This window comes from Salipiger mucosus DSM 16094 (assembly GCF_000442255.1).
Lineage (GTDB): Bacteria > Pseudomonadota > Alphaproteobacteria > Rhodobacterales > Rhodobacteraceae > Salipiger > Salipiger mucosus.
Map to the genome: position 1 here is coordinate 387,850 of NZ_KE557274.1, position 23,332 is coordinate 411,181.

The following is a 23,332-nucleotide window of genomic DNA, read 5'->3' on the forward strand; positions in this document are numbered from 1 at the left end:
TTCTGGCGCTCTGGCCAAGGCTCACGCTCGCGGACTGGAGCCTCGCGTTCGTGCTCGGATGCCTCTTGGCGGTGATCGCCACGGCGGTCGCGACGGCCTACCGGGTGGCCCCGACGCCGGTTGTCGGTGTCTTCGATACCGCCTACCTGGGCTTCGCGGCCGTCTGTGGCGCCGTCTTTTTCGGAGACATTCCCACGGCCCGGGAAGCCCTCGGGATCGCCCTGATCGCGTGCAGCGCGATCCTCATGAGCGGCAGACGACAGGAACTGAAAGATCATTGCTGCTGATCTGGACCCTCAGCCGGGTTCGAAGCGGACCCGCGCCACCGCAGCGGCCAACTCGCTCTGTTGAGACGGCCTGCCCGGCGGAGGCGGCCCAATCCGGCCGTTCGAAGCGACCGCCGGTGTCGCAGCGCAGCGTCGCCGAAGCGGCCATCCATCCCCGCCGTAGCATTTCCAACGACCCGAGGTCGGCAGTGCGGACGAACCTGCCGGTCAAACGTTGAGATTCGATGTTCGCTTTCGCACATTGGTCGCCGATGGGGCCGCCCCTCTCATGGGCTTCGTTCTCCACGTCCGCAGCCATTTTTGGGGTTCGACCGTGATCATGATAGAGCGTAGGTCATCATTTGCGCTCCGAATCTGGCCTGTGCAGAACAGGTGGGTTTCCCTCCAATACCAACCGAACCTTTCCAATGCCCAATGCCCAATGCCCAATGCCCAATGCCCAATGCCCAATGACCTATGGCCGCAGTTGTGAAGGAAACGGGTCCATGCCTCAGGGCGCGCGAATTTTGTTTGAGCTTCACACTGGCTCCGGCGCAACTTGTCTGCGCCTGGGATTGCTCCAGATCGCGACGCCAAGGGCGATCATGGCCAGAGCGGCGGCGAAGAAGAATGTCATCGTAAAGGCATAGGAGACGTCCGCTATTGTCGCCTTTGCCGCGTCACCTGTGCCCATTGCTGCGACGAACAGGGTGGACATCGCGGAAGCACCTGTCATCAATCCAAGGTTGCGAGACAGGCCGAGCAGACCGGAAAGCCGCCCGCACTGCTCCTTCGAAGCCCCGGACATGACTGCGGTGTTGTTGGCCGCCAGGAACATCTGAAAGGCCGGAGTCAGTGTGATCAGCGCCGCGATATACCCGCCGACGCCGAAATAGCGCGGCAGAAGGGCAAGGCAGAGCAGACCGAGCATGGTCTGAAGAAGCCCGGCAAGCATCACGCGCCGCGCGCCGAACCGATCCGTCAACCGCCCCGCGGGCACGCCGGACAGCGCGGCGACAACCGGTCCAATGGCCAGCACCAGGCCGACGATTGCCTCGTCCAGTCCAAGGGGGAACGTCAGGAAGAATGGGCCGACGACCAGCGTCGCCATCATGATGGTGCCGACCAGGATGTTCATGGCAAACCCTGCTGCCGTCATCCTGTCCATAAGGACAGTCATTGGCACCAGTGGCGTGCTCACGCGGGTCTCGACGGCCACGAAGATTGCAGCCGCGAACAGCGCGCCTGCCATAAGCACCGCCGGCGAAACCGGAACGCCTGAGGCGCCACCGCTCGTGCCGAGTGAATAGGCCGCAAGGGCAACGATCAGCACAACGGTTCCCGGGATATCCAGCGACTTGAACCGTGCCCGAGACCGCTGACTCTCATGCTGGATGAAGAGGACAACAAGAAACAGTGCCAGCGTGGCAAACCCGGCGAGGAGCCAAAAGGTCATACGCCAGTCGCTCCAGGCCAGCACGAAACCGCCAAGCGAGGGCCCGAGCGCGGTCCCGGCGGCGGAGGTGGTTCCTAGCAGGCCCATGGCGGTGCCGAGCTGCCCTTGAGGCACCATGTCCCGGGCGATCGACATCGGGAGCGCGATCAGGATCGCCCCGCCAACTCCCTGAAGCGCGCGCCCCAGGATCAACACGCCGAGACTCGGTGCCATAGCGCTGAGGAGCGACGCGGCCATGAAGACGACCTAGCCGGAAACCATGACCCGGCGGTGGCCGAACAGATCGCCAAGCCGCCCGGCCGAGACGATGGCGACCGTCACCGCCATGAGATAGGCCAGCACGACCCACTGGGCGTCCGACACGGTCACATCGAAACTGCGTGTCAGGGTGGGCAGCAGCACTGAGGCGACGCTGAGCCCCAGCGAAGCGGTCAGGGTGGCGGCGGCCAGCGCCGTCAGGATGGGAAGCGGCGCGCGCGCCTCGTTCGGTTTTTTCATGGTAAGTTCACTAGCGTTGATGATCAGTGGAAGCTATCTTCCCACTTCAAGCCAACTTGAGGTCAACCGTGAAACTTCTCGATATCGGGATTCTGTCGGAAAAGAGTGGCGTCTCCTCCTCGACGCTGCGCTACTACGAGGAGATCGGACTGATCCAATCGGTCGGGCGGCACGGGTTGCGGCGGCAGTTCGATGCGCAAGCGGTCACCCAACTTGCGCTGATCTCGCTGGGCAAGATGGCCGGGTTCTCACTGGAAGACATCAAGGGCATGTTCGCCAAGGACGGTACGCCCCAGTTGCCGCGTGCCGAGTTGCAGCTGCGCGCCAATGCGCTCGACGAGCAGATCCGGGGTCTCACGCGGCTGCGCGACGCCCTGCGTCACGTAGCGGATTGCCCAGCCGAAAGCCACATGGACTGTCCGAAGTTCAAACGCCTGATGGAGTTCGCCGCCCGCACGGCAACCAAACGCCGGACATAAGCCCTCACGACAGAAGATCTCGCTGAACAGGAAGACCCATGCTGAAATCCATTTCGATCCTTCTGGTGGCATGTCTTTGTGCCGAACCCGGTATCGCGGAGCCCCGTATCGGGGTTCACACCATGACCACGCATGGCGAGGACGACCTGCGTCACCTTTCGCTTTCGATTTGGTATCCTGCGCAGGAAGGCAGATCGCTGGAAGATGTTGGTGGCAACGCGGTCTTCGTCGGACAACCTGCCTATCGCGATGCCGCGATGGCACCGGGACCGTATCCCCTTGTCCTGCTCTCGCACGGCGGATTGCGATCAGCGGCGGATTCCGGGGCTTGGCTGAGTGGCCGGCTGGCAGAAGAGGGCTTCGTTGTGGTCGAAGTGAACGGCCCGCGTCCGGAGAGCGCAGTAGATGCCGTGGACGAGATCTGGCGGCGGCCGCAGGATGTCTCGCACGTGCTTGATCGGATTCTTCGGGACCCGGTCTGGTCTAATGCCGTGGATCACAGCCGGATTGCCGTGGCAGGATATGCGCTTGGCGGCACTGCCGCCCTGGCCCTGGCGGGCGGTGCGTTCGACACCGACGTTTTCGCGAGCTCGTGTGAGACCAACGAAGGCGGTCCTGACTGCGGATGGTATAACGCACACGGTGTATCGTTGGCCTCCGTTGATGCCGGGGCATTGGAACGCACACATCGCGATCCCCGGATCGGCACCGCCATTGCCATCGATCCGGAATATGCGGATGTCTTCCTTGCCGCGAGCCTGAGGGCGCAAGAGGCCGATATTCGGGTGATCTGGCTGGGCGCCCCGGATCGCGGCCGGTTCTCCACCGCCGGCCTGCCGCAGGCGGTGATCGAGTCCGCGAAACGCTACGACGCCTTTCCCATCTGCACGCCAAAGGGCAAACATGTTCTGGCAGAGGACGGCGGCGTTGTCTCCCTGTGCGACACAGAACCCGCCGAGCGTGCACGCATCCACGACGAAATCGCGGATCGTCTCGGCGTGGTTCGCGGACAATAGGTATGTCGGCATGGCCCACCCCGATCCACCAGATGCCGGGACTGGACACCTAGTTTCACTGGCTGTGTCTGCTAGCGGACATTGGAACTGGCCGCGGCATTGGTCAAATTGGGCTCGAAGCGGACCTGCGGCGGCGCGGCAGGACCCTCGCCCTGGCGCGCCAGGCCTGCGGGCGCTGACGGCCCTGACCGGCCATTCGGCTGTCGCTCATCACTGCGGTGCTACTTCCCCTAACCGGCCCTTCGCAACACCCTGCAGCAAATTTGGATAGATGGAGATCACACGTACCGAAAAACCTGACATTTGATCGAATAGTCGACCATTATCTGTCGCAACTTGACCGGCTCGCCGATACAACACCCCCTAGGGCATCACTTTCAGCCATAGGTGATCCCAAAGTGCTTGAGGCGTTGAAGCGCATCGCACGCCGCTCCATGCGGGCCCGGCATAAGCGTAGCATAGCTGATATCGAACTCTCTGAGCCGGTCAGGAATTCGTACCGCGTCACGGTGGGGTAACGTCATGAGGATGGGTTTGCCAATGTGCTCAATTAAAGGTTTGATATAGTCTTTGCCGTCTGGGTTGTTCGTCAGATAGTCATCAAGAGGCAACACGGTCTTGGTAACTTCATTCACATCGTTCCACATATCCTCTGATTGATATCTCATGTTGTGCAGCGTGAAGACCCCATTCTGCCGAGCGATATAGGTGTTCTGAAAACTCGCGGCCCTGACCACTTTAACGACGCCTAGCAGCTCGCACATTTCAAGATAGTCGAGAGGGAAGAGCCAAACGCCGATCCGCTTCTCTTCTTCTTTTGGGAGGGGGCCAATTCCTGCACAGGCAAAGAAAAGTGCTTTGAGCGGGTTCGTCGACCAGTCAAGCAAGCGGGTTGGGACGCCGTGGTGCTGGGCGATAGCTAGTTCGTGGAGAAGGTTTTCGTTTGGAAAGTTCTTCACATGGAAAAAAGGCAATGGTGGCCCAAGGAAATTCGCAACTTCTGTTGCCGCCCTGTTTTCATGCGACTGGAGCAACGCGATACTTTCCCTTGAAAGAAGTGCCGAACTATCGTTCAAACCGGACAAAAACGAGGAAAAAATGCTGGTCTCGTAGTCTATGGTCACCCCATGGATGTAGCCATTCATGAAGCCGTCGAACTGCTTTCCTGCATGTTCGCCTTGCGGACGCCGGAAAATCGTGGGGGTGAGTGAATATCGCTCGGCATCAGTATGCCCGCGTGCCAAAAACTTCTTCCGACGTCCAACGTATTTCCCAGAGAAGGTATCAGCTGTCGGCAACAATGCCTCCAGAAATGGGATATCGTCGTCAAAAGCGTAGTGTAGGTGTGTTGGGTGAACTTCAGGTTCATGAACACCCAAATGGAAACTCTCATCCAGTTTCCGGTAATTTTGAAACATATCCGCCAGCCGTGCCGAGAATTCATCAACCGAAATTTTCACGAGTGACCCTCACAAACAGTTCGTAATCATTGGAAGCATGCTCCACTTGGGACGAGATGGCAAACGAGCGAGAGCACAAAGAGAACTCTCTACGCATCGCGGCCGTTCGTGCGGGACGCAGCGAAAGTCAGCTCCCCGCCCTCCCTGTCGATCACCACGGCCCGGCAGGACATACCCGACTGAATGTCCGCTTACGCCTTCGGGCGAGGTCGCATTCGCACGCGCAGAGAAGGTCCGCTCCCCGCCCTTCTTGCAGTTGCGCCCGCGCATAGGAGATGCGGGCGGAATGACCGCTTCGTGCTGACGACGGACGAAGCGACGATCAACTTATCCGGCACGCATGAATGTCGCGGTATGGCTCCCGACCGCCCGAATCCGGCGTGCTGACCCAACTCCTGCACGTCAAGTGCTTGAACGCAGGGCTCCGGTCGTCGTTGAGTGAGGGCGATAACGCTTTGCAGGTGGACGCCTCCAGAACCCTGCTTGCTTGGCCATGTAACCCTCCACCCGTCATCGGAAGTGAATCACGACCGCTGCACATCAGCCAGAGGTTTCCGGAGGCGTCCAGCTTCTTTCTCAGATGCAATGCTTGCGGGACCGATCTTCAGGAGCGGTCGTTCTTGGCCAGTCGCGCGTAACGACCAATCGCGCGCGAAAATGGCACGAGAACGGGGGCCGCCGACAGGCCAACTGCTGCGCTGCCTGCCAATTGACGGGCGAGGGAAACTCGGCCTAATGGGCATATGAATGATGCGCATCAGAGCACCGGTCCTTTGTGGCTTTTGATCGGGCTTCAGGCGGCGATTTCCGCCGGTGGACTGGTCGTGGAGATCGTCGCAGGCCGGATGATTGCACCGTACGTCGGGATGAGCCTTTACACTTGGACTGCGATCATCGCAGTGGTTCTGACCGGGTTCAGCATCGGGCATTGGTGGGGCGGCCGGCTGGCCGCGCGGGCGAGTGCGGAGGCTTTGACTGCCACCGGTTGGATCCTGGCAATGGCCGCACTTGTCACCGCTTCTGCATCGCTTGTGCTGCGCTGGACGGCGACGCATGTCCTGCTCACCGTGGCAGAGCCTTTGCTGGCGATCTGGGTACTCACGGCGCTGGTTTTTTTCTGCCGTCGCTCTTTGCGGGCGTGCCCTCGCCGGTGCTGGCCGTCGTCGCTATGCGCGGTGCAACTCAGTCCGAACGCGTTCTGGGCGCCATGTTTGCCGCCGGCGCCGTGGGCGCGATCTTGGGGACGCTTCTCGCGGGCTTTGTCTTCATCTCATGGGTGGGATCGGTCGGAACACTATTGCTCATGGCGCTGATCTATGGGGTCAGTGCGATGCTGTGTTTCTATCTCGGCGGTCTTTCAGGCAAAGCACGACGACGCGCGGCAGTGGCGCTCGCACTGCCGATTGTGATGGGCGGTTGGGTGCTGAACTTTCCCAAGATCTGCGACGATGAGAGCAACTATTACTGCATCAGAACCGTCGCGCTCTCCGGTGCGCCGGACCCCGTCAACGTGATGGTTCTCGATCACCTGGCTCATGGCATCAGCGCTCGCGACGAACCTCGTATTATGCTGACCGACCACACTGCAATGCTCGACGCGCTGCCGCGGATGCGAATGGGACGCGACGATTTTTCGTCCTTCCATATCGGTGGCGGCTCCTACTCGGTGCCGCGCGCTTGGTCCGACCGCGGGGCTTCTACGATTGTGGTGAGCGAGGTCGATCCCGCCGTGACCGAAGCGGCTGTACGGGACTTCTGGTTCGACCCGGGCAGCGCCGAGGTGATCCACCGCGATGGTCGCGCTGCGCTGCACGAAAGCCTGCGCAAGTTCGATGTGATCGTGGGCGATGCCTTCACTGACATCGCCGTGCCTGCGCATTTGGTCACAGCAGAGTTCTTCTCGCTGGTGGCCGACAAGCTGCTGCCTGGCGGCGTCTTTGCCATGAATGCTATCGACTATGTGGACCGGATGCAGGCGCTGGCCGCCTTGGTCGTGACCTTGCAGGAAGTCTTTCCTAGCGTCGAGGTCTGGACCGAAGCGCTCCCCCCGGAACCCGGAGAGCGCCGCGTCTTTGTCCTGCTGGCAGGTAGCGCAGAAAGCCCGGTTTCACAGATCGAGACCCTGACACCCGACCCAAAACGCTTTGCGGTGCTGGACCCGACCTATATCGAGCAAATCATCACCCGATTGGATGCCCAGCCCCTGACAGATGATTTCGCGCCAATAGACCGGTTGGTGGGACTTGCACCGCTTCTTGAATGACTATGAGAGATGCGCGCTGACGAGATGATTACAAATCCCTACTCGATCAAATCGACACACGCTCCTAAACTCGGTAGCCCGTACTTAAAATAAAACGGACTTTTGCGGCCGTTGGCCGCTCGACAGATCCTGCGACACGGCTTCCCCGGAACAGCCGTGCGAATGCTGCGTATCATCCTAATCAGTTGGATGACTGGGGTGCGGGCATTCCCGCAGTTCGCCGTGGGCGTTAAAATTTCTGACAAGGCGAAGAAACCCGCCGAGAACACGGTCTGGCACGTAATCTTGCATTCAGCGCATCACGCCCTCGTTGCTATTTTCAGAGCAGAGTTTAAGGGACAGCAACGCCTCCTTCTTCCGTGGAATTGACTTCACGATGGGGCGATTTGTTCCCAAATGGACTCGTTCTTCAGCGACTGGCAACAGGACCCCACTCGTCCAAATTCGGTTGAGTTTCCGTACAGCTCAGCAGGTTCTCCATAGCGCTACTTCCGCCAGCTCGATCGACAATAAATCGATTAGGCCACGAACCTTTGCAGGCATCGGGCGAATGGGTGGCCACGCTGCCGCGATGGGAAGTGCACTCGTCTCCCAGTATGGCAGCACGACCGTCAGATCGCCGCATTCATTATTCGGAAGCGCGATGAAGCCTGGGAACATGCCAATGCCAAGACCGGCCCAAACAAGGTCGCACACTGCTTCGCCGTCGTTGACGGTAAGGAGCGTTCGCGCGACTGGAGCGATCATTCTTCCCTTTCCGGGTATGACGCGGGTAGTCTAGCTCCGCCAATTTTCTCACCGATTAAAACGTAGGCTACGCGGAAGATTGACCGTGCTGTTCTCTTTTCCGAGGTACGTGTCCAGGTCGTGCCGGACGAGCTCGATCATCTTCCTTGTCCAGCGAACCCCGCTTTGGGTGTCTTGCTCACCGAGCCTGGACTCAGGGTACTGCAAGTTGTGGAGTTTCACGAAACTCGGGTCGACCTCGCTGAGGTACTCGCAGAAATCCGATGTCTCCAAGAAGTTCGGCCGCAAGAAGAAACCACTCGGATCCTGCGAGACGGATTTCGCTCCCGACCATGTCCGAGCCAGCTCGCTCGCCATACCCATGCAGAAGTCGTTAGGCTTGATGCCGACATCCTCGCAAAAATCACAACGCGACTTGTTCACGAAGTATGTTGCCAGTCCGTAGAGCGCAGTCGTCTCGCGCGTGACGCCGAAGTCACCGATGCTAACCAGGCGGTTCAGCACCTGCGCAACCATGTGGCCAACCTGGTACGACGCATTCGACGCGGTCGCGCGTTCAGTGACCTTGGGGTTCTCCACCACGACAAGGCTCTCTTGCGGGACATCAATGTCGAGTTCTTCGTCTACCATGTCGCCGGCAGGCAGAAGGCGTTCAACCTCGTGCGCCTCGTGAAGCGAGACCCAGTTTTTCGCGTCCTTAGACGCGAGCCGAATCAACGGAATCGGCATGATTACCGAGAACATCCGCCCGGCGCGCGATTTGTAAGCCGGGCCGGCGAACTGGATGTCGTTGCTCCACAGGAGATGTTTGAATGTGCTGCGTTCCATAGTGTCTTCCGTCGTCGTTGGATTACGTGCCGACTGAGTAACGCCTCAGACGGCAGCGGGAAATCGCCGAATTGTAAGAATTTCTCTGGCGACGGTGGCAGATTCATAGCAATAACGCCACAATTCTCCTTGGCGAGACGCACAACCTAGGCGCGAATATCCTTCGCGATTTCTTCAACTCAAGGAGGAAAGCGGCGGATTTTCAGGAGACTGCCAGAGGTGCAATCAGAGCGATTTTGGCTACAATCAGGCCGAGTATGCCAAGAACTGGCCAGATTTTGTTGGATTGGTCACGCTTTGCAATCCTTACAATTCTATCTCTTGCGAGCCGATTCGGCACACAAAAAAATTCGCGGTTCCTCCGAAACCGGTGTTTCGCCAGAATCGCATGCACCCCTTTCTCGACCAGATACGCGTCCGCCACCTTCAGACAGAAGCTCACCTCGAACGGTGCGGGAACGCCCGACGTCGAAGAAAGTTCCCTCGCCCGTTCCCGCGGCGTGCGCGTCGTGCATCCGATTTTCACCATGCCGGGCATCGCCGGGTTCGTCAGAACATAGACGTAGCCGCGCTGGCTGCTACGCCGAGATGACCTCTTCACCCTCTTGCGCGGCTTCCTGCGCATCCTGTTCTGTGTTCGACGGCGCACCATGCACTCGACATGAAGCACAGCGGTGAATTCATGATGAATAGAGCGCGTGAAGATGTTGACACTATCTAATTGGAAGGATAGTAAGGGGGGGCAGGAACAAAAGGCAAGCTTCAGGAATGCAGTCGAGTATTAAGCTCCTCCGAGTAGACGAACTCATCAGCCGTCTCGAGAAAGACGTCGTCCAACACGCGATCAGCGGAGTGATCTCCATCCCCGTCTTCCAGAAAGACGCGCGCCGCGATGCGGAACACCAGCAATCCTCCGCCGCAGACATGCTGCAGCAGAAAAGCGACGCCCTGCGGATGATCGCCTCCCTCGAGCTCTCCCGCAAGAAAGCCTACATCCAGGCCGGCATTCTCGACCTCGAATGCGAAAAGACGGCGATGGAACGCTGGGTCGAGAGCGCTCGCGAGGTTCTCGAGGAGCTCGAAGCCTGCGAAGACCAGACGCTGCCCTTCATCAACGATCCCGCACTCGCTGACGACATCGAGCTCAAGTTCGCCGGACTGGGCTCCGAAGAGATCGAGCGTGTCCGCGCCCGGATCGAAAAAGCAAACAGCGCGCTGGGCGCAATCGAAGAGCGCATCCAGGACGCCTGGAACGCCGCCGAAGTGCAGCTCGACGAAAACGAACTCAAACTGCTCGAACGCCTGCTGCCAACCTACGTGCGCCAACACATGCAGTTCGCCGCCTGACGCTCACGAACATCGCGCCGGCACAGAACGGAAAGGGGCGCCGGCGGCGCCCCCTCTTTGTTTGCAGATGTCGAAGCGACCCTCAGCGACCCAGGCTCATCGAGCCGGGCAGGAACTTGTTGATGAAGTTCATGATCGCTTCGCGGATCCGCTCGACGGACTCTTTGATGCGTTCGCGGATCGTCTCGTCGTCATCGCTCATCGTCGCGGCCTGGCTCACCTTGTCGAGCGCGCCGTTGACGTCGGTACTGCGGGTCATCGCATTCTTGAAACGTTCTTGGGCGTCTTCGGGCGCGACTTGAAGTGCCTTTTCGAACCCCTGCGATGCGTGGAGCGCCGACATATGATCGTTCGCGAGCGTCTCGATGTCGTTCCACGATTTTTGGTACCCGTCCATCGCCTTGTCCGTCGCGAACTCGGGCATGTCATCGAACGCTCGCGACATCGCCTTCTCCCGGCGCTCCTTCTCGTCAGTGAAGCGCTGCCTGAACGTATCCGATGCCTCCAGCTCACGAACTCGCTGTGCAAAGGGCTCGTAAGACTGGTTGTGCGCATCCACCTTCTTCACAAGGCGTTCCTCAGTATTCTCGAGAGCGTTGATGTGTCGAGTGAACTGTTCCTGCTGCTTCTTCCGCATTCGATCCTGGAAGCCCGAGACCGCGTAATTTGCACCTTTCCCGGTGTACTCGACACCCTTCGCCGCACCCTGAACGCCTTTGACCGTGCCTTTCACCCCGGCTTTTGCGGTATTCCCGACCAACGTACCGGTGCCGATAATGACACCGGCGAGCGCGTCACCGATTGTACCGCTCGACCGTTGAGGCGCCATCATCTGTTGCCCTTGACCGGCTGAGGGGCTGGGTTGGTCTGGGTCGCTGATCTCCTGAGAGCCGTCCAACCGAAATGTCCCTGGGGCATGTTCCGGCGCAGAGGCATCGTCGTCGTTTTCACCGTACTTGTCGGCCGGCGGCTCTTCAGCCTCGCGGGCCTTCTGTTTCTCCTTTTCTTCGTCTTCCTCGCGCATCTGCTGCGATAGCTCCCAAGCCTCCTCAAACGGGTTGTGGACGCCCTTCCTTTGTTCTTCGGTCAAGGAATCCATCGTAATGGGCTTGTGCTGTTGCTCATCGTTCAAAGAATCCATCTCGTACTCCTGAGTATTTTCGAGAGAACTGTCCGGACCGAGGCAAACCGCAATTCACTTACTGTCGACCATTTGCTCAACAAGCGAACGAAGCTCGTCTCTTTCCTCGGTATCGGCCGTCTGGACCGCCTTGGCGATCTGTCCGGTGACAGACCAGACACTTCCGCGCTCGGCATCGACCAATATCCAGAACGCCACGAAGATGGTCGCAGACAGCACGATCACGAGACGTGACATTGATATCCGGAGCCCCTTCACGGCGATGCTTCCCTCAAGACGGCGACCAAAAATCACGATCAGGTATCCCGCGAAAACCGCGACAACTTGGAATGTCGCGGCACGCAGCATGTCGACGTCAGAGACTGACACGTCGTCGAAAACTGCCACAAAGGGCTCCAGCATCCCGATCATGACCGGCACCGAGATCAAAATGCCGACAAGAAACACGAACAGCGCGGCCGTCTGATCCGCGAACTTCCGCGGCTTGGCCGAGATCATACCGAAGAGAACCTGAATGCAGGTCATGCACAGCGCGAGAACGAAGACACCCTTCAGCATCGTTTTTAAGACCGACTGCCACGCCGGAAGTTTTGCGAGCAGGTACATCATTTACCGACCTCTTCATATCGGGCCGCCTCGGCGTCCCAGCTCCAGTGAACTACGCCTCCGTCGGGGCCGGCCGTGTAGATCGACTTCAGTTTCCCGTCTTCTGCGTCACCAGGAACCGCTACCTCTTCAGCAGCAGACCGCAACCGTGCAAAAGGCCCGGTGTCGAGCGACGAGTACAGCAACAGCGGACAGCCGGCGGCATCATTGCACAGATACTCGTAGTCGAGAAAAACCATGTACTCCGGCTGCCCATCGTGATTGAGATCCGCGCCGCCGAAGAGGGCCCTGTCACCATCCGAGGCCATGGTCTCGATCAGTGCGTTTCGCTCAGCCGAAAACGAGGGACGCAAGATCTCCGACAACCGGTCAGGCTGGCTGTTCAGATCATCTGAGAATGGCACCAGATCTCCGAACTGACCGACATCGATCCGATACATGCCGGCACTCCAGGTGAGCTCGACGTCGTCAGCCGTGTAGCCATTTCCCTGGTAGACCGTGATCGGCGCGAAAGCGTCCCCTGTTGCCGGAGTTCTGACTGAGATCCGGCTGCCTGACGACCGCCCGATTTTCAGCCACCGGGAGGTCTCCGGATCGTGCCTCGCGATGGTGATCTCACAGATGACGACGTCTGTGCACGACCGCCTGTCGAGAAAAATCACCTCGTTTCTGTTGTCGCCATCGAGGTCGAAAACGAGGTGATCCAGACTGTCCGCACGAGCCGGCTTCCTGGTCACTTCTTCGAAAATCGGGCGCACGACGTCGATACGACCTGACTCGAAGGTTTGTTGCGCCGCTGCCGAAGTTGCCATGGCGAAAAGAATAGGTGTAGCGTAGGATAGATGGCGCATTGTTAGGCCTCTTGATGCTCTCCGTGCCTCATGTGTAAGCTCCGCGTTATGGAGACGTGAAATGTGCATACGGGGCGCTCGCCGTAACGGTGAGGACATGAGAATACAGCCGGGCTATCGACCGGCATACGCACGCGGGAGGCCAAGTCGGCTTCCCGCTCCTTTCTGCGTGTCTGGAAGCAGGGGCGGCGGCGCCCATCTATTCTTGTCGAGGTCCAAGGGAAGGCTTGGCTGCCGAGGCCTGCGGATTGGCGTACGGAGGGCGCGGAAGAACAGGTGGCGCCAGCCTACTCATCGAAGGCATTGGGTATGGATAGAATGTTGACAAAGGATAGATTGGCCCTATATACTCAACTACAGACGCGTGGGTTTCTGTCTTCAATTCCGGAGGCGAGGCTCCCGGAATGGGGCCCGACCGGTTACAGAAGCCCGCGACAGAAACAGAAAGGACGATGGCTGATATGAGCTACGCGATGTATTATAACAAAGCCTTGGCGGAAAAAGCCTTGGACAATGTCGAGCGCTGGAAAGCGCACTGCGCAGATCTCGAGAACACTATCCGAGGTCAAAAGGATCAAATCGACGCTTGGAACATGCATTATCTTGGCTTGGAGGCTGAGCGCGACTACTTGCTAACTGTTTTGGACGATAGGTGCGGTGGCGCCAACAAGAATCCAGCGCGAGAACTCACGAATGAAGAGCTTCGAATACCGAACGGGGCACGGAAGGGACAGCGCCTCCAGAAGCGCGATGTCGTATACTTAAAGAAGGTTCGTGAGCTTGCTCAGACCCGCTTCAAGCAATGGTCTGACTGGTGGGACCTCATACGTGGCTCGCGGATATTTGACTAAGAAAGGGGCATTAGCCCCTTTCTTATTTGCCACCTGGTTTCAAGGGTTTTCCTCCTGATTCTTTTCCGGCTCCATCCTTCTCATCGCTACCTCCGGATTTCGGCTCCCCCCCAGCAGGGTTACGTCCACCATTGGCAACGCCGCCAAATTGTTGGAACCTATGCTCAGCTTGGCCAACAAAGAGCCCAACGGTGCGTTTCGCTTCGTCTGCCTCGCCGAGTTGCTCACCGCCTTGGCCGAACCAGCGCGTCACGCGATCAGGAACTTCTGTGATGAGTCCGAATGCGCGGATCGCCATCTGGTAGTGCATGTACGTCATGATCGCGAGCATCAGTAGCGCCCCGATGACGCCGACACCGGTTGACATCGTGCTGCGCGCAGCGATCTTGAATGTCTCATCCATGAACCAGATCCCTGCTGAAAACACACTGAAGCTCAGGATCAGGCCCAGGATCGCCAGTGTGGGACGGAGGAACAGGTTGAAAACGATCATGTAGCCCGGCCGCTGCATCTGATCGACGAATTCGGTGCCGTCCATGCGGACGTGCATAAGCGCCCAGATTGGCGCCGCGACCATTGCTTCCGCGATCAAGATAACCATGCCGAGCACGAACATCGTGAACATGATGTAGGGGACCATCGGGATGATATACGCGTGCACCACCCCCAGGATCAGAATGATCGTACCCACCATCTGACCGATTCCGGCAATGCCCATTGCTACTTTCCCGACGACACCTCCTGAGAGCTTCGATATAATTGTACTCTTGACGCCTGACGCGAGAACCGAGCCAAATAGTGAAATGCCCAGAATGACGGCGGCGATATTGATGATCGTGAGCCCCATATCGACGATATCCGTGAGAGCGAAGTAAGGATCTGGCTCGGTGCTAAGGATAAGATTGAGCACGAAGTTGCCGAGCATGTTCCCGATTTCTCTCAGCGCATCCCCGATTGCATTGATCGTTTCGTCCGGGACCAGGAGTTTTGCGGTCGGGTTTCCTTCCACCATGTCTTCAAGGAAGCCAGGCTCGTCGATTTCATCCTGAGCGAACTCTTCCGCAATCGAGTCGGCATGATCAGCGACAGACTGGAATGTCGTTTTCGAATATGCTTCGAACACCGGAATCAGACCAAGACGGCCCGGATCACCGTAAAAGATTTCCTGAATGGAGTCCTGTGCCGAGATCGATTCCCAGGTCAGAAACCCACCTTCAAAACTCGCGGAGAGCTCATCGAGGTTGTAGTCGTTCTCGACCGTGCGCGCGAGAACCATGTAGAACGCACCTGAAGCTGCCCAGCCTTTCTCCTGGGCAAGGTCGATGTACGGATCCATGTCTGTCGTGTCGACGAGGTCGTACACGTTGTCACCGACTGATGCCCGCTCATCCGCAAGGATGTCTTTCCACGCTTGGTAGGCGGCGGCGACGGACGCCATGACCTGAGTGTCCTTCCCGGCAAGCGTCTTGCGTGCGTCAGCCATGGGCATCGTTCCGGGATCCGCGGACGAAGCAGCGTAGATCACTTCTGCGACGGGAGCGAGCAGCGGTAGAACCTCCGAGTCAACGCGTGCGCCGATGTTCTCCGCGGAATTCATGATCAGGTCGTACGCGACCCGGTGGCGAGCGAGGTCGTCAGCGAGCGCTTCGTCATCGAATTCCTCTTCTTGGGTCATCGGACCAAGCTGGCGGAATGTCTTGTAGCTGTCCGGATCGACGGACAAGATCTGTTCGAGATCTTCAATCGAGAACGGGTTGACGGTCATGCTGCCGCAGGGCCCGAAATTCCAATTCACGGCCGCCGTGCCGCCCTCGCGGATAAGGTGCTGGGTGCTTTCGCCACCGACAGGTCTACCGTTTTCACTGAGAAGTACGCCGTTGTCCGTAGAAATGCCCACAGCGTGTTCCGGACGTTGCGTGAATGCATGGAGATACGGAAGAGTCCCGCTCGATCCATCTTCGGTTATGCCTTGAGCAAGGTCCGGAGCGCGTTCTCGGAACATCGACATCAGGTTCTCCTGCTCGCTGCCCGAGAGCCCGGAGATGTCTTGAGGCAGGGAGTCCCCGTAGATGTTGTTGTAGCTCCCGGCGGTCTTCTCGAGCGCGCCTTCGACGCCGCGCAGACACGCCTGTCTCTCGAGGATCCCGAAAACGAACTGCTGGGCGGCCGAGCTGTCAATGAACCCCTTTAGAGACGCATCGAGGTTCCTGCGCGGGACGACATTTCCGTCCTCGTCACGGTAATCTTCTCCGACATCCAGCAAGTTCGTCATGTACGCACGATCACGGAACGAGTCAGTGTAAGCGTCCCAAACTGTATCAGCGAACGCGCTGCCCCAAAGGGCGACTTGCAGAACAAGCAGCTGCACGGCAGCGAAGCCGCCGGCCGCGGGAACAAGCAAGCCGACGCCCGCCGTGACACGCACCGGTGCCCAGACCTGGTGCCACTTCTGGCCCAGCATCTTGCCTTCATGAGCTGTCGCGATCATGCCCGAAAGAGTATGCCAGCCGAGCATTGCGCCGCCGACGGCAAGGAGGGTCGTGTTGAACACCTTCATCGCGTTGCTGAGCGGTCCGGCCCACGGCGACTGCATGACGCCAGGTTCGACCGGACCGACTGGCGCGAGAACTTGCAGAAGCTCGTAGTACAGCGTTCCCGGCTGAGATGCGCCGTCTGTCAGAAAGTCGAGCGGGGCGTCTTGAGCAAGTGCTGCGTCCGGCACGAGGGTCACTGCCGCGGCTCCGAACAGTGCGATGAGCAATGATTGCACCGTCGACGGCTTCGCAGACGGCAGCCAGTCACCGGATTTCAGGAAGGCACCGAACGAGTCGAGCGACCGCCGGCGGATCTGGTAGTTCCAGAAGAGCTGCCGGATCATCATCGGGACCGCGAAAATATGAGCGACGAATCCGAAGAGGCCGCCGGCCGCGCTGTCTGCATTGCCGGCATAGTAGACGCCCCAGGCGGTCAGCGCGACAACGATCAACATCCACACGTAGCTCAGCATCGTCGAGCTGCGCTGGATGTCCTGGACGTCGGCGTCATCGAGGCCGTAGCGAGCCATTGCAGCGCGGAACCGGGTTGCCGGGTCGTTGCTGTCGCAGTTGAGTGGTGCTTCACGCTCAGCGCGGAATGCACTTCGCAGCAGCGACACCGTCCGTGTTCCTGCCGATCCGACACCGGAAAGCCCGCGTTTCGCGCCGGAGTAGATCGAGCCGAGTCCAGTCAGATACCAGAGTTTTGACTGTTTCCATTCACGCGATCCAAGAACACCTTCCTTGACGAAGTCTTGCGCTTCCGTCTTCACGTAGCTCTTTGTGTCACTGTGTTCGCCAGCCATGTCGAAATCCTTCGCAGTCCAGAAGGACCTGGACCGTCTTCTTTAAAATCGTGGTTATTTCGCGAAGTGCGCAGAGACTTGCGAATTCCAAGAGCGGCTTGAAGACGGAAGCGAAGGGCCGGGTTTCGAAGAAAAACAGCTTTTTCGAACATCGTGTCGACACACGCCGAACACTGAACGCACTCAAAATCACGAACAGAAGCCCGCGCCGCTCCCGACGAGGGTCGCCATCACGGCACATGACACCGGCTTCGCGTTGACGAGGGCGACCCCGCCGACGATGTGCGTTGCGCCCATGCCGAGGCTCGCTTGCTTCCCTTGATCCGTCGTGTCCTTGAGGATCAGCAGTCCGCGCACGAACGCGATCAGACCGAAGGGAACGAGTGCAAGAAACGCGATCTCGAGAACCGTGTCGAAGCGCTCTTGCACTGAGATGCCATCGGAGTTCGCAACATGCGCGTATTCACTCGCTGTCTGAGTGATGCCGGTGAAGTGCCCCGTGTCTGCGCTCGGAAGTCCGAACGACGCGCCAATGACTTCCATAACAAGGAAAATATTGACCAGCGCGATGCCGACGACGAACTTCGTGCCGATTGAACCGAAGGACTGCTGTCGGCCGGACTGCGGGTTGTTCATGTTCGCGACGCCGATCATCGAGCTCGCGACGAGGAAGATCCCGACGAGTACGGCAATCGCCATGACGAGCGTCGACAGCGGTCCCGCCGCGTTCAGCGCGAAGTTGCCCATCATGCTGATGAAGTTGTCGGAGCCGAGTGTTCCGTCAGCGCCGCCGACGTCATCTTGGATACCGAAATCCCAGGCGCCGCCGAAGCCGACTGTCGTCAAGCCAACCATGATCGTCGACGGAAGCGCGACGAGGAACGTCGCCGCGGCAAGCGTCAGCAAGCCGTTGCTCAGAATACCTGGTTGAGCTTGATTGTCGCCGACTTTCATCAGCGTCGTGAGCGCTCGATAGAACAAGAACAAGCCGATCACGAAACACGCGGCAAGCAAGAGTGCGATCAACTGAGCAACAGACGACTCTTGCAGCGTGCAGAACATGCCGCCGAGGGTATCGCCGGTGCATGCTCCGCCAATCCCGTCACCGCCGTCCTGGGCCGCCACGGGGAGCGCCGAGAGGATCATGACGAAGAAGCTTCCGATTGCGCTTGTCAGCACTTCGCTTGTTTTCTTGTTCTTGAACATTGGACACCAGTTCTTACTCAACAACTATGTGCGCGAGAAGCTTTTCCGAAAGTTTTCTCTATTGTTGACATGGGGTGCTTGGATAGAATAATGTTGGGCGAAAGGACGGATAGATGACAGCAGACACGAACGTCAAAGAGCTCGAACAGCTGAAAGCGAAGCACAAAGAGCTCGAGCGGAAGAAGATGGCGGCCGACGCAGAGATCACGCAGCACGAGCGTGCGCGCGCCGAGCTGGTATCCGAGATGAAGGAGAAGTTCGGCGTCGACAACGTCGACGATCTCCGTGCGCTGTACGAGAAGCTGCTCGAAGAAGACAATGCGAAAGTTGCTGCGTTCCGCGAGCAGATCAACGGCATCTCTGAACGCCTTGCTTCGCTGGAGGCCGCATGAACAAGCTTCGTCCACGCACCGGCCGGCTCCGCGGGGCACCTGCTGGTCCGGCTTCGACATCTGCTCCGGCGGCAGACGAGGCCGTTCGTGGAATCTCCGACGCGCTGTCTGAAATCGACAAAAAGCTCTCGAACGCGCGGCAAGCCGTTGCGAAATCCGACGGCCAGCGGGAAACGCTCGAGCGCCGGCTCGCGCAGCTCAACGACGACGTTGGCAAAGCAAAGGGGCGCGAGCTGCTCAAGACTGACGTCGACGATTTTCTGCAAGATCTGCAAGCATCGTTGCACAAGAAGTCCGTCGGCAGTTACGAGCGGTTGCTGACTGCGCTCGCGTACGACGTTCTGAAGACCGACGATGAAATTGGTCTCGATCTATACACTGAACGCGGCCTTCCCGCGCTCGATATCTTCGTGAAATCCGGCGAGCACCGCGAAAACATCATCGACGGCTGCGGTGGATCGATGACGAATGTCGTCTCGCTCGGTCTGCGCATGATCGCGACCGTGCGCTCGGGCATGCGCAAGTTCGTCGCACTCGACGAACCGGACTGCTGGATCGCACCGTCGAAGGTGCCAAATTTCTACGGCGTGATCGATGATGTCGGTGAGAAGCTCGACATGCAGTCGCTGCTCATCAGTCACCACGCGCTCGAGTTGATGCCCGAGGGTTTCGCGATCTCGAAGCTCTACAAGGACGGTGATCGCATCATCTGTCAAAACGATCCGACAGCCGATACGTGGTCAGACGAGCAAGCCGGCATCCGTCGGATCCGGATGCTGAATTTCATGAGTCACGAAGATACAGACGTCCGGCTCGCGCCTGGAGCAACTGCGATCATCGGCGACAATCACATTGGTAAGTCATGCGTCATCAGAGCGCTGCGTGCGGTGACATACGGTGAGATCTCGGACGCGGACATTCAGCACGGATGCAAGAAAGTTGCTGTCGAGATCGAGATCGAGAACGGTCGCGTGATCCGGCTGACACGTCAGCCCGGCCGCAACCCTGTAAATGAATGGACGCTCGAAGATCTCGAAGGCAATATCTTGACGGATGCCGACACACGGACAGAATATCGGAGCGGGGGCCGTTCCGCGCCAGACTGGGTCGGTGTCATTTCGGGCATCCAAAAATTCGAAGGTCTCGAGCACCAACTCTCGCATCAGAAGTTCCCGGTATTCTTGCTCGGAGAGAAGCCGTCCACGCGCGCGAGCGTGCTCTCGATTGGCCGGGAGTCAGGCTACGTTCAGAAAATGATCGAGCGGCAGCGCCAGAAAAGCCGCTCGGATGCCGATCTGATCAAGCGCGGGGAAACAGAAGTCGCACAAATTCAAGAACAACTGCAGAAACTGCACGCGTTCACCGAGATCGCCGGGGATCTTCGTGACATTGACGGTGAGCTGAGCACATTCCGTGAAGCACACGCACGAACTGTAGACGCAGGGCGGCTTGTGCAGCGACTCGAAGCTGCGGACAGACAGATCGATGCGACGCAGCCGATCTTGGAAGTCCTCGAAGTCATCCCGGATGACGTTCCGTCGATCAGAGAGAATACCGAGAAGCGCGAAGAGATCTCGCGGATCGGCCGCGCATTTGCAGACATCGAGACACGCTTGAAGCGCGCGGAAGCAACGAAATCGGCGCTGCCCGATGAACTGCCCGAGCCGCCGGTGTCGTCTGATCTGTCGAGCATCGACGCACTGATCGAAAAGCTCGAAAAGACTGAAAATGCGATCTCTGCAGCACACACGTCGTCTTCGAAGATCGACGCCGATCTCCGCGTGACAGCTGAAAAGCTTGACGCGGCGCTCGCTTCTGCGGGCAACGTCTGTCCGCTTTGCAAAAACAACATCGAGCACGCACATGACATCCTCTGACACCGATCATTTCGATGAAAACGACGCGACGCGTGAGCTGGTCTTCGAAGACCGCGCGTCCGGATTCCTCTTCGTCGGAGATCCGCACGTCAGCACGCGACGGCCGGGCCGTCGCAAGGACGACGACTATCAGACGACGATCTTGAACAAGCTCGCGGAAGCCGTCCGGATCGCGAACGAGCACAACTATGTTGTCGTGATCCTCGGTGATCTGCTCGACGAGCCGGTACCCGGCAGCGAAAGCTTGAAGAACCGGCTCATCCGGATTCTGAAATCGGCACGCTTCAAAGTCGTGAACTTGCTCGGCAATCATGAACGCACGCATGCGAAGCTGTCTGACGATGATACGCTGCCGCTTCTTGAAAATTCGGGTGCGTTCGATTTGATCCGAGAAAGTGGTCCCTACGGCGTGTTTGATTTCGAAGGGACCCGGATCGGTCTCGGTGGGACGCCCTACGGCGAAGACATTCCAGATGATGTCTCGGACATGTTCCCGGGAGACTGCAAGAGCGTCGTCTGGATCACGCATCACGACCTTGCTTTCGAAGGTGCGTATCCCGGATCGCGGCCGCTGCACGAAATCAAAGGCTGCAAGCTCGCGGTCAACGGGCACATGCATTTGATGAAGAAAATCCGGAAGGAAGGCGAGACGACATGGTTCAATCCCGGAAACATCACGCGTCAAGCCGTTGACGCAATCGAACATACGCCGCGTGTCTGGGGCTTCGATCAGAATGGCCGGATCGAGCCGTTCGAACTCACGCATCGCAAAGACGTCTTCGATCTGACTGGTCGACTGATTTCGAGCATCACTGAAGACAGTGAAGACGAAGAACAGTCGCTCGAAAGCGTCTTCGTGCAGCTCATTCAAGTCGAAGACAGCGAAGACTTCTCGAAAACAGATGACGGCACAGTCATTCGAGAGCAGATCGAGACGATGTTCGAAGACGACAACACGGACACGAAAGTCCGGAGTCTCGTTGTCAGTCTTCTGAACGATGTCGTCGAAAGCGAGCAAGCAGCCTGAGCTGCTTTTTCTAGGCCGCCTATCCGGCGGAAATGGTAGGTCAACTGACCTTACTCTTCTAAGCCGCCTACTCGGCGGAAAGGGATCTGCGCTCGTTGCCGTCGCCGATGTTGTACTTCTAAGCCGCCTACTCGGCGGAAAGGAGAGGAGTGGTGCGGCCCGCACCCGCTTGCGCTTCTAAGCCGCCTACTCGGCGGAAAGGATGAGCCAAGCTTCATCGAGGAAATGGTTGAACTTCTAAGCCGCCTACTCGGCGGAAAGGGTGCGGATGATATCAGTCATGGCTTCGACCCTCTTCTAAGCCGCCTACTCGGCGGAAAGGTCTTCCGTTTGCCTTGCAAATCCATGTTTTCAAAGAGCGTTTGACAGCCTGCACCCTCGGAGGATCTTTTTCCAGCTGCCGAAAATGATCATACAAACAAGGGGTTTAAGGGAAGTTAACAAATTATTGTCTTTCGATGCAAGGGGAAATTTTGCACGATTTCGGCTTCGGCGCAGCGCTCTCGTTTTCGTTCTCATGACTACTTCTCGAGGCGAGTTCGAAACATTTCTCAACGTCGAGGACATCATGGAAAGCCGACAAATGCGCGCTGCGCGAACGCCGCGCAGTGTTCACCACGCAATGAAGAAAGGGTTCCGGTCGTCCGGTGAAGCGGTGCACGAGCCACTTGTCGAGCTCGAGATACATGACTTGAACGGCAACGTGCGATTTCGGAAGAGCGGCCGCGGGAAGACACGAACGGAGCTCTTGCGTGAGATCGTCGATAACGCGCGGGACAATATCGAGCTCCGTGATTGGCGAAATCTCGATCTTTCCGGGCTCGATCTAAGCGAACAAGATCTTTCGAACTTCGATTTTAAGGGTTCTGATCTGACGGACGCTGACTTGACCGGGAGCGAAGTCGGCGGATCGAACTTTTCGAAGTGCAAGCTGCATCGGACAGGTCTCGGTCTGACGACAGCGTCTAAGCAGACGTTGTTCTGCGGGTCCTCGGCTTTCCGGACAAACTTCACGGCATCGGTTCTGACGGCGCCGAACTTCCGCGGCGCGGCATTGAAAGAGGTCAGTGCAACGACATTCGGCAATCGGAAAACCGAATGGACGGACGCTGTCTTCACGCACACGCGGATCACGCGAAGTGACTTCTCCGGCGCGGTTCTCGACAATGCAGACTGGGGGCGTGCTGCTGTGACGAGAACCGATTTTTCCGGTGCATCTCTGAAAGACACGCTGCGCGACACGACGAACTTCGAGCTCGAGCGGAAGGGATACGACGCACTCGAGAGCAAAGACTATCCGGATAAGTTTCGCGGATCACTGTTTGTCGGATGCAACACGAAGGGTGCCGATCTGAGCTCGATGTCGCGCGGCCGGCTGCTCCGCGATAAGATCTGCACATCGGGGGCGTCACTCGTCGCGCACTTGCCGGCGCTCATGCTCGTTGCGGTCCCAAGTTTGGCTCTCGATGCGGGTCTGTCCGGCGGCTTGGCGGGCCTCGGCGCTCTCGGGCTCGTCGGCGCGACAGGGCTGATCGATCTCTTCAAGCAGAAGGTCCTCGATCCGGTCGAAGACAAGGTTAAGAGGTAACCGACCGATTGGAGCCGCCTGCCTGACGGCGGGGTTCCTAGCTAAGACACGTGCATAACGATGTCGTTATGCACGTGTCTTATTCGGAGGAGC

18 protein-coding genes, 3 pseudogenes and 1 CRISPR repeat array are annotated in these 23,332 nt (G+C 58.5%); of the genes and pseudogenes, 11 read left to right on the top strand and 10 right to left on the bottom strand.

The features are described 5' to 3' along the window. A pseudogene (locus SALMUC_RS07960) lies at nucleotides 1-287 on the top strand (DMT family transporter); the annotation flags it as partial. 517 nt (nucleotides 288-804) lie between these two features. Here the strand turns inward: SALMUC_RS07960 and SALMUC_RS31780 are convergent. Further along, nucleotides 805-2,220, bottom strand: a pseudogene (locus SALMUC_RS31780) (MFS transporter). A 68-nt stretch (nucleotides 2,221-2,288) separates the two neighbouring features. Here SALMUC_RS31780 and SALMUC_RS07970 point away from each other — a divergent pair. Continuing rightward, complete coding sequence (locus SALMUC_RS07970) at nucleotides 2,289-2,699, top strand: helix-turn-helix domain-containing protein (protein ID WP_020041299.1); 411 nt, start codon at nucleotides 2,289-2,291, stop codon at nucleotides 2,697-2,699. 38 nt (nucleotides 2,700-2,737) lie between these two features. Further along, a complete protein-coding gene (locus SALMUC_RS07975; protein ID WP_020041298.1) occupies nucleotides 2,738-3,715 on the top strand; it encodes an alpha/beta hydrolase family protein in 978 nt (325 codons plus the stop codon). A 377-nt stretch (nucleotides 3,716-4,092) separates the two neighbouring features. Here SALMUC_RS07975 and SALMUC_RS07980 read toward each other — a convergent pair whose 3' ends face one another. Beyond that, nucleotides 4,093-5,175 (bottom strand): FRG domain-containing protein, encoded by a 1,083-nt coding sequence (locus SALMUC_RS07980; RefSeq protein WP_021120049.1) that lies wholly within the window; start codon nucleotides 5,173-5,175, stop codon nucleotides 4,093-4,095. Nucleotides 5,176-6,041: 866 nt separating this feature from the next. Here SALMUC_RS07980 and SALMUC_RS07985 point away from each other — a divergent pair. After that, nucleotides 6,042-7,438 (top strand): annotated as a pseudogene (locus SALMUC_RS07985) (fused MFS/spermidine synthase). Between the two features lie 162 nt (nucleotides 7,439-7,600). Continuing rightward, a complete protein-coding gene (locus tag SALMUC_RS07990; protein WP_020041295.1) occupies nucleotides 7,601-7,807 on the top strand; it encodes a hypothetical protein in 207 nt (68 codons plus the stop codon). A 96-nt stretch (nucleotides 7,808-7,903) separates the two neighbouring features. Here SALMUC_RS07990 and SALMUC_RS28790 read toward each other — a convergent pair whose 3' ends face one another. The 3 genes from SALMUC_RS28790 to SALMUC_RS28795 all read right to left on the bottom strand — a co-directional run bounded on the left by SALMUC_RS28790 (nucleotide 7,904) and on the right by SALMUC_RS28795 (nucleotide 9,551). Next, entirely contained in the window at nucleotides 7,904-8,185 is a 282-nt protein-coding gene (locus tag SALMUC_RS28790; protein ID WP_084513937.1) for a LysR substrate-binding domain-containing protein, read from the bottom strand. A gap of 48 nt (nucleotides 8,186-8,233) precedes the next feature. Beyond that, the gene (locus tag SALMUC_RS07995) at nucleotides 8,234-9,013 is read right to left on the bottom strand and encodes a hypothetical protein (RefSeq protein ID WP_020041294.1); all 780 of its coding nucleotides are present in this window, start codon (nucleotides 9,011-9,013) and stop codon (nucleotides 8,234-8,236) included. Nucleotides 9,014-9,215: 202 nt separating this feature from the next. Then, entirely contained in the window at nucleotides 9,216-9,551 is a 336-nt protein-coding gene (locus SALMUC_RS28795) for a GIY-YIG nuclease family protein (protein ID WP_245584681.1), read from the bottom strand. A gap of 230 nt (nucleotides 9,552-9,781) precedes the next feature. Between SALMUC_RS28795 and SALMUC_RS08000 the strand changes: the two genes are divergently transcribed. Further along, nucleotides 9,782-10,360 carry a hypothetical protein gene (locus SALMUC_RS08000; protein ID WP_156883432.1) on the top strand — a complete coding sequence of 193 codons (579 nt, stop codon included), beginning with the start codon at nucleotides 9,782-9,784 and terminating at the stop codon, nucleotides 10,358-10,360. An 82-nt stretch (nucleotides 10,361-10,442) separates the two neighbouring features. Here SALMUC_RS08000 and SALMUC_RS08005 read toward each other — a convergent pair whose 3' ends face one another. From SALMUC_RS08005 to SALMUC_RS08015, 3 genes are read right to left on the bottom strand one after another with little or no spacing between them, the layout of a single operon-like run. Continuing rightward, nucleotides 10,443-11,501, bottom strand: coding sequence for a hypothetical protein (locus tag SALMUC_RS08005; protein ID WP_020041292.1), 1,059 nt, complete (start codon nucleotides 11,499-11,501; stop codon nucleotides 10,443-10,445). A gap of 54 nt (nucleotides 11,502-11,555) precedes the next feature. After that, nucleotides 11,556-12,110, bottom strand: a complete 555-nt coding sequence (locus SALMUC_RS08010; RefSeq protein WP_020041291.1) for a hypothetical protein — start codon at nucleotides 12,108-12,110, stop codon at nucleotides 11,556-11,558. Continuing rightward, entirely contained in the window at nucleotides 12,107-12,958 is an 852-nt protein-coding gene (locus tag SALMUC_RS08015) for a hypothetical protein (RefSeq protein ID WP_020041290.1), read from the bottom strand. The genes SALMUC_RS08010 and SALMUC_RS08015 overlap by 4 nt, the downstream gene beginning before the upstream one ends. A 452-nt stretch (nucleotides 12,959-13,410) precedes the next feature. Between SALMUC_RS08015 and SALMUC_RS08020 the strand changes: the two genes are divergently transcribed. After that, nucleotides 13,411-13,809 (top strand): hypothetical protein, encoded by a 399-nt coding sequence (locus SALMUC_RS08020; protein WP_217626328.1) that lies wholly within the window; start codon nucleotides 13,411-13,413, stop codon nucleotides 13,807-13,809. Between the two features lie 22 nt (nucleotides 13,810-13,831). Here the strand turns inward: SALMUC_RS08020 and SALMUC_RS08025 are convergent, their stop codons facing one another. Continuing rightward, entirely contained in the window at nucleotides 13,832-17,149 is a 3,318-nt protein-coding gene (locus tag SALMUC_RS08025; RefSeq protein ID WP_021120053.1) for a DotA/TraY family protein, read from the bottom strand. 189 nt (nucleotides 17,150-17,338) lie between these two features. Then, nucleotides 17,339-18,355, bottom strand: coding sequence for a hypothetical protein (locus tag SALMUC_RS08030; protein WP_020041287.1), 1,017 nt, complete (start codon nucleotides 18,353-18,355; stop codon nucleotides 17,339-17,341). Nucleotides 18,356-18,468: 113 nt separating this feature from the next. Here SALMUC_RS08030 and SALMUC_RS08035 point away from each other — a divergent pair, with 113 nt between their 5' ends. The 4 genes from SALMUC_RS08035 to SALMUC_RS08050 all read left to right on the top strand — a co-directional run bounded on the left by SALMUC_RS08035 (nucleotide 18,469) and on the right by SALMUC_RS08050 (nucleotide 23,239). After that, nucleotides 18,469-18,747, top strand: a complete 279-nt coding sequence (locus SALMUC_RS08035; RefSeq protein WP_020041286.1) for a hypothetical protein — start codon at nucleotides 18,469-18,471, stop codon at nucleotides 18,745-18,747. Beyond that, on the top strand, nucleotides 18,744-20,624 hold the full coding sequence (locus SALMUC_RS28120) for an ATP-binding protein (protein WP_020041285.1): 1,881 nt from the start codon (nucleotides 18,744-18,746) through the stop codon (nucleotides 20,622-20,624). The genes SALMUC_RS08035 and SALMUC_RS28120 overlap by 4 nt, the downstream gene beginning before the upstream one ends. Next, the gene (locus SALMUC_RS08045; RefSeq protein ID WP_020041284.1) at nucleotides 20,611-21,651 is read left to right on the top strand and encodes a metallophosphoesterase family protein; all 1,041 of its coding nucleotides are present in this window, start codon (nucleotides 20,611-20,613) and stop codon (nucleotides 21,649-21,651) included. Before SALMUC_RS28120 ends, SALMUC_RS08045 begins: the two co-directional genes overlap by 14 nt. Before the next feature lie 7 nt (nucleotides 21,652-21,658). Further along, nucleotides 21,659-21,973: direct repeats of the CRISPR family, unit length 28 nt; unit sequence CTTCTAAGCCGCCTACTCGGCGGAAAGG. Between the two features lie 246 nt (nucleotides 21,974-22,219). Beyond that, on the top strand, nucleotides 22,220-23,239 hold the full coding sequence (locus SALMUC_RS08050; RefSeq protein WP_198014540.1) for a pentapeptide repeat-containing protein: 1,020 nt from the start codon (nucleotides 22,220-22,222) through the stop codon (nucleotides 23,237-23,239). Nucleotides 23,240-23,332 lie beyond the last annotated feature (93 nt).

Bases quoted from the DNA above. Each gene is read 5' to 3' on its own strand.
- SALMUC_RS07975 (WP_020041298.1), top strand. From the start codon at position 2,738: ATGCTGAAATCCATTTCGATCCTTCTGGTGGCATGTCTTTGTGCCGAA.
- SALMUC_RS07990 (WP_020041295.1), top strand. From the start codon at position 7,601: ATGCTGCGTATCATCCTAATCAGTTGGATGACTGGGGTGCGGGCATTC.
- SALMUC_RS28790 (WP_084513937.1), bottom strand. From the start codon at position 8,185: ATGATCGCTCCAGTCGCGCGAACGCTCCTTACCGTCAACGACGGCGAA.
- SALMUC_RS07995 (WP_020041294.1), bottom strand. From the start codon at position 9,013: ATGGAACGCAGCACATTCAAACATCTCCTGTGGAGCAACGACATCCAG.
- SALMUC_RS28795 (WP_245584681.1), bottom strand. From the start codon at position 9,551: ATGCCCGGCATGGTGAAAATCGGATGCACGACGCGCACGCCGCGGGAA.
- SALMUC_RS08000 (WP_156883432.1), top strand. From the start codon at position 9,782: ATGCAGTCGAGTATTAAGCTCCTCCGAGTAGACGAACTCATCAGCCGT.
- SALMUC_RS08005 (WP_020041292.1), bottom strand. From the start codon at position 11,501: ATGGATTCTTTGAACGATGAGCAACAGCACAAGCCCATTACGATGGAT.
- SALMUC_RS08010 (WP_020041291.1), bottom strand. From the start codon at position 12,110: ATGATGTACCTGCTCGCAAAACTTCCGGCGTGGCAGTCGGTCTTAAAA.
- SALMUC_RS08015 (WP_020041290.1), bottom strand. From the start codon at position 12,958: ATGCGCCATCTATCCTACGCTACACCTATTCTTTTCGCCATGGCAACT.
- SALMUC_RS08020 (WP_217626328.1), top strand. From the start codon at position 13,411: ATGGCTGATATGAGCTACGCGATGTATTATAACAAAGCCTTGGCGGAA.
- SALMUC_RS08025 (WP_021120053.1), bottom strand. From the start codon at position 17,149: ATGGCTGGCGAACACAGTGACACAAAGAGCTACGTGAAGACGGAAGCG.
- SALMUC_RS08030 (WP_020041287.1), bottom strand. From the start codon at position 18,355: ATGTTCAAGAACAAGAAAACAAGCGAAGTGCTGACAAGCGCAATCGGA.
- SALMUC_RS08035 (WP_020041286.1), top strand. From the start codon at position 18,469: ATGACAGCAGACACGAACGTCAAAGAGCTCGAACAGCTGAAAGCGAAG.
- SALMUC_RS28120 (WP_020041285.1), top strand. From the start codon at position 18,744: ATGAACAAGCTTCGTCCACGCACCGGCCGGCTCCGCGGGGCACCTGCT.
- SALMUC_RS08045 (WP_020041284.1), top strand. From the start codon at position 20,611: ATGACATCCTCTGACACCGATCATTTCGATGAAAACGACGCGACGCGT.
- SALMUC_RS08050 (WP_198014540.1), top strand. From the start codon at position 22,220: ATGGAAAGCCGACAAATGCGCGCTGCGCGAACGCCGCGCAGTGTTCAC.